The 10,151-nt window shown below is 57.0% G+C and carries 8 protein-coding genes and 1 tRNA gene; 8 read left to right on the top strand and 1 reads right to left on the bottom strand.

Annotation, left to right across the window (positions count from 1 at the left end; all coding sequences use genetic code 11):
* A complete protein-coding gene (locus VNZ65_RS24620; protein ID WP_325673803.1) occupies nucleotides 1-2,226 on the top strand; it encodes a bifunctional (p)ppGpp synthetase/guanosine-3',5'-bis(diphosphate) 3'-pyrophosphohydrolase in 2,226 nt (741 codons plus the stop codon).
* A gap of 92 nt (nucleotides 2,227-2,318) precedes the next feature.
* Nucleotides 2,319-2,393, top strand: a tRNA-Val gene (locus VNZ65_RS24615).
* Nucleotides 2,394-2,462: 69 nt separating this feature from the next.
* Here the strand turns inward: VNZ65_RS24615 and VNZ65_RS24610 are convergent.
* Entirely contained in the window at nucleotides 2,463-2,690 is a 228-nt protein-coding gene (locus tag VNZ65_RS24610) for a hypothetical protein (protein WP_325673802.1), read from the bottom strand.
* Nucleotides 2,691-2,753: 63 nt separating this feature from the next.
* Between VNZ65_RS24610 and VNZ65_RS24605 the strand changes: the two genes are divergently transcribed.
* From VNZ65_RS24605 to VNZ65_RS24580, 6 genes are all read left to right on the top strand, one after another.
* Nucleotides 2,754-3,737 (top strand): DMT family transporter, encoded by a 984-nt coding sequence (locus VNZ65_RS24605; protein WP_325673800.1) that lies wholly within the window; start codon nucleotides 2,754-2,756, stop codon nucleotides 3,735-3,737.
* A 401-nt stretch (nucleotides 3,738-4,138) separates the two neighbouring features.
* Complete coding sequence (locus VNZ65_RS24600; protein ID WP_325673798.1) at nucleotides 4,139-4,663, top strand: fimbrial protein; 525 nt, start codon at nucleotides 4,139-4,141, stop codon at nucleotides 4,661-4,663.
* Between the two features lie 88 nt (nucleotides 4,664-4,751).
* Nucleotides 4,752-7,229: a fimbria/pilus outer membrane usher protein gene (locus tag VNZ65_RS24595; RefSeq protein ID WP_325673796.1), complete on the top strand. Its 2,478-nt coding sequence runs from the start codon at nucleotides 4,752-4,754 to the stop codon at nucleotides 7,227-7,229.
* Nucleotides 7,230-7,251: 22 nt separating this feature from the next.
* On the top strand, nucleotides 7,252-8,013 hold the full coding sequence (locus tag VNZ65_RS24590) for a molecular chaperone (protein WP_325673794.1): 762 nt from the start codon (nucleotides 7,252-7,254) through the stop codon (nucleotides 8,011-8,013).
* Nucleotides 8,010-9,032 (top strand): fimbrial protein, encoded by a 1,023-nt coding sequence (locus VNZ65_RS24585; protein WP_325673792.1) that lies wholly within the window; start codon nucleotides 8,010-8,012, stop codon nucleotides 9,030-9,032. Before VNZ65_RS24590 ends, VNZ65_RS24585 begins: the two co-directional genes overlap by 4 nt.
* A gap of 200 nt (nucleotides 9,033-9,232) precedes the next feature.
* Nucleotides 9,233-9,931, top strand: a complete 699-nt coding sequence (locus VNZ65_RS24580) for a response regulator transcription factor (RefSeq protein WP_325673790.1) — start codon at nucleotides 9,233-9,235, stop codon at nucleotides 9,929-9,931.
* The last annotated feature ends 220 nt before the right edge of the window (nucleotides 9,932-10,151 follow it).

Here is a 10,151-nt window from a genome sequence, read left to right as displayed (position 1 = left end):
CTGTGCACCGCCGGCCTGAGTGAGGCGGACAGCGCGCGCGTGCTGGACGCGCTGGCGTTCGTCGAGCCGCTGTACGCCGACAACGTCATCACTACCGGCCAGAGTACGCTCGACTTTTCGCAAGGCGTGGCCAGCATCCTGGCCTTGCTCGATACCGATGTCGAAACCCGCATCGCGGCCCTGCTGTTCGAGTTGCCCTTGCTGGACGCCAGCTATGCCGACACCATCGAACAACGCTTCGGCAAGGAAATATCAGATCTGGTCGGCGGCATCCGCCAGCTGATGCGGCTGCACGGCTTTACCTTCAGCTTGCCGCAGGAAGTCATGCGCGGCAAGAACGCCGCGCAACAGGCCGCCAGCCAGGTTGAAACCCTGCGCAAGATGCTGCTGGCGATGGCCACCGATATGCGGGTGGTGCTGGTGCGCCTGGCTTCGCGCGTTACCGCGCTGCGCTATTTTTCCGAACAAAAAATGGAAAACGAGCGCACCAGCCAGTACGCGCGCGAGACGCTCGACCTGTATGCGCCGCTGGCCAACCGGCTCGGCATCTGGCAGCTCAAGTGGGAGCTGGAAGACCTGTCGTTTCGTTTCATCGATCCGGTCACCTACAAGCGCATCGCCAAGATGCTGGAAGAGCGCCGCATCGAGCGCGAAGGTTTTGTCGATGCCGCTATCACGCGCTTGCGCAGCGAGCTGGCGGCGGCCGATATCAAGGCCGAAGTGTCGGGGCGGCCCAAGCACATCTTCAGCATCTGGAACAAGATGCAAGGCAAGGACCTGGATTTTTCCGAGCTGTACGACGTGCGCGCTTTCCGCGTGATCGTCGATGACGTCAAGACTTGCTATACGGTGCTGGGCATCGTCCACAACATCTGGGTGCCGATCCCGAAAGAATTCGACGACTACATCTCGCGGCCGAAGCAGAACGGCTATCAGTCGCTGCATACGGTGGTGCTAGCCGACGACGACCGTGCCCTTGAAGTGCAGATCCGCACCAACGAAATGCATCATTTCGCCGAATACGGGGTGGCGGCGCACTGGCGCTACAAGGAGTCCGGCAGCTCCAATTTCTCGGCGCAGAAATACGACGAGAAAATCGCCTGGCTGCGCCAGTTGCTGGCCTGGAAAAGCGAAGTGGTGGATGCCGTGGTGGAGCACGAGGATAGCCGTCGCGAATGGCTGGAAAAGCTCAAGCAAGCCACCCTCAATGATCATATCTACGTCCTGACGCCGCAAGCGCGCGTGATTGAATTGCCGAGCGGCGCCACGCCCATCGATTTCGCCTACTACCTGCACACCGACGTCGGCCATCGCTGCCGCGGTGCGCGGGTGGACGGTAGCATGGTGCCGCTGAACACGCCGCTGAAAAACGGCCAGACGGTGGAAATCATCACCGCCAAGAATGCCCCCGGCGGCTCCGGCCCCTCGCGCGACTGGCTGACGCCGGGCTATGCCGCCAGCGCCCGTACCCGTTCCAAGGTGCGCGCCTGGTTCAATGCCATCGAACAGCAGGAAACCCTGGCCACCGGCCGCAGCCTGCTGGACAAGACCTTGCAGCGCGAAGGCAAGACCGCGGTCAACCTGGAAGAGCTGGCGCGCAAGCTGGAGTTCGCCAAGCTGGAAGATCTGCTGCTGGCGCTTGGCAAGGATGAGTTCAGCCTGCGCCACGTCGAACAGGCGCTGCACGACGACCCCAGCATCAAGCCGCCGGAAAACAGCAGCGAGTTCGAAGAAGCGGCGATCACCCGCAAGAGTCGTGCCTCCAGTGTGGTGCATGGTGGTAAATCCGGCGTGCTGGTGGTCGGCACCGATGGTTTGATGACCCAGTTGGCCAAGTGCTGCAAACCGGCGCCGCCCGATCCGGTGGTCGGCTTCATTACGCGCGGGAAGGGCGTATCGATCCATCGCGAAAACTGCAAGAACTTCGCCGAGATGCGCATCAAGGCGCCGGAGCGGGTGATCCAGACCACCTGGGGGGCGCAGGAAGCGGAAACCGTTTATCCGGTAGACATCTTCGTGCTGGCCAGCGACCGCCAGGGCTTGCTGCGCGATATCTCGGAAGTGTTCCTGCGCGAAAAAATCAACGTCATCGGCGTCAGCACGCAAAGCGCCAAGGCCCATGCGCGCATGGCATTCACCGCCGAAATCGCCTCTACCGCCCAGCTGCAGAAGGCGCTGACGGTGATCCGCGAGGTGAAAGGGGTATTGGAAGCCAAGCGCCAGTAAATCCGGCGCAACAGGCGCGGAGAGGGCGCTCAGCTTTATCTCCGCGCCTGCTTTATTTTCCGGAAAGTTTATGTCATAATGGCGGCCTCTCCGGGAGGTTAGCTCAGGGGTAGAGCGATCGCCTCACACGCGATAGGTCACAAGTTCGAAACTTGTACTTCCCACCAGAATTCCTGTTTTAAATCAATAAGTTAAGCCAGTATTGAAAATCTCTGGAACAGTTCAGGGATATTTCATCAGCATGAGCGGCGATTTCGCTCATTTCTGTCATCTTCCTTGTAAAACATCTCCAAGTCTTTTGATGCTTCCATTTCTGGAGCGCTCGCTTGTTGCGACGCGAGGTCAAGCTCGAAAGCTTCCCCCATCCATTGAGCCGAACTGGCGCGATCCGCCTGATTGTTGCCGCTGAGCGGATGCACAGGCGCCCTTAATCCTGATGACGCGATGATGGGGTGAGCTGCCACAAAATTTTCCTTTGCAGCATGAACGACGTTGTCAGCACAGTTGGGGCGCGATAAACTCCTGCCATGTCCTCCCCAGCTCTTTTCATCATCGCCTCCCTGATCTGGGGCTCCACATTCTGGGCCATTACTTTGCAGCTGGGCGAAGTCGCGCCCGCTATCTCGGTCTTGTATCGCTTCGGCCTGGCTTCGGCCATCTTGTTCGCGTTGTGCTACCTGCGCGGGGGGCGTTTGCGCCTGCCCTGGAAAGCCCAGCGGTGGGTGATGCTGCAAGGCTTTGCCAGCTTCGGTCTAAGTTATATGTGTACATATAGCTCAGAACAGTATCTGGTGTCTGCACTCGTGAGCGTGTTGTTCGCACTGATGGTGTTCTGGACGCCGATTTGCAGCCGCATTGCCTTCGGCACCAGGCTGACCTGGCGCGTCTGGTGTGCGGCAGCTGTGGCGATATTTGGCGTGGCCTTGCTGTTCTCTCAGTCGATTGCTGCTGCGTGGCAGGAAATCATGGGCGGGGGCAGCGGCCATTTCCTGATCGGTTTCGCGCTGGCGCTGGCCGCCACGCTTGCCAGTTCGGTCGGTAATGCATTGGTAATCAAAGTACGGCAGCAATCGTCGAACGTGATGCTGACGATGGCGTGGGCCATGCTATGGGGTTGCGTGCTGGTAGCGGTCTGGGTCTTGGTGAGCGGCCAGCCTTGGCGTCTGCCGTCCAAGCCGCGTTATTGGATGGGCTTGTTTTATCTCGCCATTTTCGGATCCGTGATTGCGTTTGCTGCCTACTTCACGCTGATCGACCGCATTGGCGCGCAAAAAGCGGTGTATATCGGTGTCGTCACGCCAGTCATTTCGGTGCTGCTATCGATTCAACTCGAGCATTACCACCCAGGGCTGATCGAGTGGACCGGAATGATCCTGTGCCTTTCAAGCGTAGCCTGGGCGTTGAAATCGCCATCCATAGACCGCGCCGCACCGAAACCGGCCGGCGCCATCCCGTTCAACGCTTCCCGGGAAGCGTCTTCTATTTCTCCTGTATCCGCGTCGATAGAATAAGTCACTCCTCTACGACGTTGAAATCCTCCTGATTGATCGCACTGTCCGCAGATTCGATAATTTGTTGAAGTTCTTGCGCTTTCGTTTTCATACACACCTCCTGTTCTGAATCCGGCAAAGGCTTGTCCGGCAGACAAATGCGCCCATCGACATGTGGGGTTCCGGGTAAGGATCAGACATTCGTCTCGGATTACACATAATTTAACAAATGACCAAAAATTTTTGAGACAAATCCTATTTTGATAGATCCGCTCAAGAAAGATACTTCGTCTTCGCCGAATGTCAGACTTTTCTGACGTTATTGCTCAAAGATGAGCATGAACAGAAGTCATTCGGTGTCGTGGTCCATTTGTCCGGACTGCTTTCTGAAGTTATTTTTAATCGAGTGGAATCTTATTATCATGAAAAAATTAGTTGCTGCTACCGCTGTCATCGCTCTGTTTTCTTCCATCGCTCACGCAGCGCCAGCGACCGGCAATCCAGGCACCATCCGTTTTGTCGGCGAAATCGTTTCTGGCGCTTGCGGCATCGATCCTAGCTCGCTGGACCAGACTGTTTCTCTCGGCCAGGTGCCGTCGAACCGCTTCAAGGCCGTGGGCGACCGTTCCGACCCTACCAAGTTCGACATCATCCTGACAGACTGCGACACCTCGACGCAAAAGAATGCGCGCTTCACCTTCACCGGCACGCAAGATCCGGTTGTTCCGGGCTTATTCGCCACCACCGGCCTGGCACAGAATGTCGGCATCCGCCTGCAGGCTAGCGCCGGCGAGTTTCTCGATAACGGCACCGAGCAAGTTGCTCCGGTCTCCCTGCAAAACGGCAACAACACCGTGACTTTCGCCGCGATGTATGAAGCGACGGCCGCATCCGTGACCACTGGCGAAGCGGATTCCGTCGCCAACTTCACCGTTGCCTACAACTAATCGCCGATCAGTCGGATCTTGACCCAAAAAGGGGGCGTAAGCCCCCTTTTTTATCGAGCGCTGCAATCATTTCCGAAGGGTATTAGTTGTGTCATATCGCAAGTTCCTATTTGTAGCAGCGCTGCTTGCAAGCGATCAAGCCAGGGCGATCGAGTTCAATGCGACGTTCCTGAACATCGACGGCAACTCTGACGTCAATCTGGAGCAGTTCGCCCGCGCGAATTACACGACGCCAGGAAAATATCTGCTGGATGTCGCTGTCAACCGCCAATTTTATGCGCAGCAGTCGATAGAGTTCAAGCCGGATGACAACGGACAAGACAGCTACCCCTGCCTGCCACCGCAGCTGGTCGCCATGTTCGGCTTGAAGCCCAAGGTTTTCTCCGAACTGCCGCGTACCGGCGACGGCGCCTGTGTGCGCCTGGACGCCATCGACAGCGTCAGCATCAAGTACATCAAGAAAACCGGTCGCCTGGCGATCAGTATTCCGCAGGCGTCGTTTGAATATGACGATCCGAATTACATACCGCCGGCTGGCTGGAGCGACGGCGTCGACGGCCTGCTGCTGGATTATCGGGTGATTGCCAATACACGCCGCTCAAACCTGTATGGCAGCAGCAATCAGGTCAACACGCTGAGCAGCTATGGCACTGCAGGCGGCAATTGGGGCTCGTGGCGCTTGCGCGCCGATTACCAGGCGCAAAACAGTTCCGGCGACAAAGATTTTGGCTCGGACAACAAGCCGTTCCAGTTGAATCGGCTGTACGCCTATCGCGCGCTGCCGGCACTCCGTTCCGACCTTGCGATCGGCGACAACTATCTGAATTCCGACGTATTCGATACCTTCGCCTTGCGCGGCGCGACGCTGAGCAGCGACGACCGCATGCTGCCGCCCAATCTGCGCGGCTATGCACCGCTGATCAATGGCGTGGCGCGCACCAATGCCACGGTCACCGTGGCTCAGCAGGGCCGTGTGCTGTATTCCACCAAGGTCAACCCGGGCGCCTTCAGCATCCAGGATCTCAACAGCAGCGTGCAAGGCACGCTGGATGTGACGGTGCAGGAAGAAGACGGCAGCGAGCAGAAATTCACCGTCGCCACCGCGGCAGTGCCGTTCCTGTCGCGCCAGGGCGAATTGCGCTACAAGATCACTGCCGGCCAGCCGCGCCTGTTCGGTGCCCGCGGCATTACACCGGTTTTCACCGCTGCTGAAATTGCCTATGGCTTGCCGTTTGACTGGACCATCTATGGCGGCATGATTGCAGCATCTGGCTATACCGCGTTGGCAGGCGGCACCGGGAAAGACTTCGGCGCCTTCGGCGCATTGTCCGCTGACGTGACCACTTCACGCGCCAGGCTATGGTGGAACGGGCAGGCGACTTCAGGCAATTCCTACCGGCTGAACTATTCCAAGCATTTCGACAGGATCGATACCGATCTGCGTTTTTTCGGCTATCGTTTTTCCGACCGCAGCTTTACCAATTTTTCGCAGTTTTCCGGCGACCAGTCGTCCTATTCGCTGAACGCCGGCAAGCAGCGCTATTCGGTGACTTTGGCAAAACGGTTCGCCGGCGTGTCGACCAATTTGTCCTACGATCATTCGACCTATTGGGATGTGGCGCCGACAGACCGCTTCGGCGTGTCGCTGGCACGCACGGTGTCGATCGGTTCACTCAGGAACGTCAGCCTGAATTTTTCTGCGTATCAGAGTAAAGACTACACCGGCAGGAACTCGCAGATCTACGCTGGCCTGACCATCCCGCTGGGGACGATGTCGATGCTGTCGACCAGCGTACAAAGCACCAGTTACGGCGGCAGCTCGACTACGGTCGGCTACAGCGGGGATAACGGCGACGGCGCTAACTATCAACTATACGGCGGCGTAGCTGGCAGCAATCCTTCGCTGAGCGCCTATGTCGGTCAGAAGACTGCCTTCTATCGCGCGAATCTCTCCGTTTCCGCGGATGCCAATAACTACAGCGCTGCATCGGCTGAAATCGACGGTTCAGTGGTCGTCACCAAATTCGGCGTGACGCCGCACGGTAACGGCTCCAACGGCGACACGCGCCTGCTGGTGTCGACTGACGGCGTACCCGACGTAGCATTCTCAGGCCAAGTGCATTCGAACAACGCCGGCTACGCCGTGATTGATAGCTTGCCTGCGTTCCAGGCTTACGATGCGCGCATCAACATGAACAAGCTGCCGCTTAACACGGATGTGGGCAATCCAGTGCGCCACCTGGCCTTGACCGACGGCGCCATCGGCTATGTCAATTTTTCGGTGGAGCGGGGGCGCAACGCCTACCTCATCCTGACGCAAGCCGGCGGCAAGGACGTGCCCTTCGGCGCCTCGGTTCAGGATAGTAACAGCAACAAGGAAGTCGGCATTGTCGGCGAACACGGCATCACCTATCTGACTGGCGTCAAGGCAGATGCAAAGCTGGTAGCGCGCTGGGGAGACGATCAAAGCTGCGCGCTGGCCGCCTTGCCGGAGGACCAGGCTTTGACTGGAACGGCATCTCCGCTCGCTTGCCGGTCCGATGAAAATGAAACTACAAATCGTTGAAATGAAATCCAGGAAAACCAATATGAGTACCAATGCAGAAATCTTGCGAAATACCCGTCCTTTCATCCGTATCGGCGCTCGTCTTCTGACGCTCCTGGTCCTGGGCGTGCCGATTCTGGCGAATGCGGCGATCGTACCGGATCGCACCCGCGTCATCTATCACGAGGGCGAGCCGTCGGTGAGCGTGACGGTCAGCAACAAGAATCCGAAACTGCCGTTCGTGGTGCAGTCCTGGATTGAAGATGAGAAGAGCGTCAAGATTTCTTCTCCCTTCATGGTGCTGCCGCCTTTGCTGCGGATCGAGGCGAACGACAGCAACGTCCTGCGGATTGTCAAATTGCCAGGAGACGCGTTGGCGCAAGACCGCGAATCGGTGTTCTACCTTAACATCCGTGAAATTCCGCCGAAGAGTGAAGCGGTGAATGCGATGCAGATCGCCTTGCAATCCAAACTCAAATTTTTTTACCGACCCAAGGGAATACAGCCGAAACGCGGCGAAGACGTCGGCTTGCGTCTGAATCTGCAATACGATCCGCTGGCAAAAAAAATGACGATTGATAATCCTACGCCGTTCCACATCACCGTAGTCGGCTTCATGGCGGGAGTGGAAAAGAGCAAGGTGCCGATGGAAACCGTGATGATCAGCCCGATGAGCAAGGTTGAGGTGCCGCTGAATGCGCTTGCTGCCGGCAAGCTGTATGTCTCGCACATGAATGATTTCGGCGGCCAGACCGATTCCGAATTCAACTGCGCTGCGAATGCCTGCAGCGGCGTGCAGCCATGAGCACCTTGCATCGCTTGTTGCAGCTGGGGCTGTTGTGCTGCACCTGTCTTTTTGCACAGTCGGCCTTGGCCTTGCAATGCAGTTCCTTGACGGACGGCAGCTACCTGACGGAATCGATAGGTCCGGTATCTGTACCGGATTCTGTTCCAGACGGCACCATCATTTGGTATTCAAAGACGCATTCAATTCCTGCCAAATGCTGGAAAGTACGTGACCAGCATTTTGCCGAGGACGATCCCATTTATTTTTATGGCAATCCGGCAAATCTGAATACCCAGGGATGGGGCATAGAATTCGGTCTGCTATACAAAGGCAGCTACGCCTGGGATGGCGATTGGAGCTCGGTGCCGCGCGCGGGCGTATTTAGCGGATTTACTTCCCCTGGATGCCCGGATGCGGCCAACAATCAGGACATGCTGGCTTGTTCGCTGGTGCAGCCGGTCATCACGTTCCAGGTGGTGATCCGCAAGCGCGGCTTGCTGCCGTTCCAGCGTCCACCGCAAGATACCTACGACGTCTTTCAGTTCGACGGCGCCTATGGCTTGAATGGCGGACCGAGTAATCCGTTCGGCAATTTCCGTTATCAGCTCAGCGGTTTGCAGAACATTGTCGGTACGCCTTGTACGGTGGATGTGACCGTCACGCCGGAGCCGGGGATCATTGACTTTGGCTCGGTGCAAAAGACCAACGCCGGTTTTTCCCCAGCGGCGCCGACTAAACCGTTCAGCCTTGCGCTGGATAAGCAGTGCAATAGCCCGATCAGCGTCGGCGCCTATTTCAACACCGCCAACCAGAGCGGTCAGAATACGATCCTGCCGGCCAGCGACAGCCAGTTTGGCATCCAGATCAAAGACGGCAGCGGCAATCTGTTACCGGTAAACGAACCATTCCCGCTGGCTAATTTTGCCGCCGACGTCAGCCATATAGATGTGCCTTTCAGCGCCACCATGGTGCCCCTGGGCGATCCGAAAATAGGCCCGTTTGAGGCGGTAGTCGTGGTGCAGATCATTTATTTTTAGTGATTTTATTGTTAATTTATTTTCTCTTGTTTTAATTAACATTAAAAATCATTTCTCAACAGTCAATTGAAGTATAGTTTTATATAGGGAGATGTTGTTTATATTAGCCCCTGCGCGGCGCCGGCCGATGAATGTTATCCATCCATGTGCATGGGGGCGGCGCGGGTCATGGCTATTCAATAAGCTAGATAGAAAACATCATGCTCAGAACCGCCGAAAATCCGATTCGCCTCGCCTTGCTGGACGATCACGCCATCGTCCGGCACGGGCTCAGCAACAGATTTTCCAAGGAGCCGGATCTCCAGGTGGTTGGCATATACGCCACCGGCCGCGAAATGATCGGCGGTTTGCGCGTCACGCCGGCGGAGGTGCTGGTGGTCGATTACTCGCTCGGGCCGACCGAAATCGACGGCATCAATCTGCTGCAGGTGCTGAAGATCAAATACCCTTTGAGCAAGATACTGGTCGCTTCTTCGCACAATAATCCAGCCACGGTAGAGCTCATGATGCGCGCCGGTGCCAAGGGATTTGTCGCCAAGACGGAACCGCTTTCAGCCATGATTGAGGCCATCCGCGTCATTGCCGCCGGCGGCACTTACGCGCGAGGTGTCGAGGAAGATCTTCCTGAAGAGCCTGGATTGCCCGTGGCTCCGGACGAACGCGCCATCGATGCCACTGCGGTGCTGGAAGCGAAGGAAAAAAATCGCTCCTTGTCGCCACGCGAGCGCGAGGTGATCCGATGCTGCCTGGATGGCATGTCAGTCATCGAGATTGCGCAGAAATTTTCCAAGAGCCGCAAGACCATCAGCAACCAGAAGCAATCGGCGATGAGCAAGCTGGGCCTGCGCACCGACAGCGAGCTGTTCGAATTGCGGGAGCAGGGCAATGACTTCATTTAGTTATTGCTGCAGATAGCGGACGATTTATTGTTGCCAGAGATTTTTAATGGATGCCGGCTGGCGGAATTCAGACATATCCGATATCCAGCATTATTGAGCTCAGGCAAAATCATTCCTGTAGTTAATTTGCTGAAAAACCGTATTCCTAGTGGCTGCTGATCGACGCCAAGGCGCTGGTTCCCTACGCAGGGTGGGCGCAAGCCGGTTGGCGTCAAGGCCG

Source organism: Collimonas sp., from assembly GCF_035566555.1.
Classification (GTDB): Bacteria; Pseudomonadota; Gammaproteobacteria; order Burkholderiales; family Burkholderiaceae_D; genus Collimonas.
This window is presented reverse-complemented; position numbering and strand designations above follow the sequence as displayed.

Excerpts from the sequence above, each read along its gene's own strand:
- VNZ65_RS24605 (WP_325673800.1), top strand. The coding sequence starts at position 2,754 with ATGTCCTCCCCAGCTCTTTTCATCATCGCCTCCCTGATCTGGGGCTCC.
- VNZ65_RS24600 (WP_325673798.1), top strand. The coding sequence starts at position 4,139 with ATGAAAAAATTAGTTGCTGCTACCGCTGTCATCGCTCTGTTTTCTTCC.
- VNZ65_RS24590 (WP_325673794.1), top strand. The coding sequence starts at position 7,252 with ATGAGTACCAATGCAGAAATCTTGCGAAATACCCGTCCTTTCATCCGT.
- VNZ65_RS24585 (WP_325673792.1), top strand. The coding sequence starts at position 8,010 with ATGAGCACCTTGCATCGCTTGTTGCAGCTGGGGCTGTTGTGCTGCACC.
- VNZ65_RS24580 (WP_325673790.1), top strand. The coding sequence starts at position 9,233 with ATGCTCAGAACCGCCGAAAATCCGATTCGCCTCGCCTTGCTGGACGAT.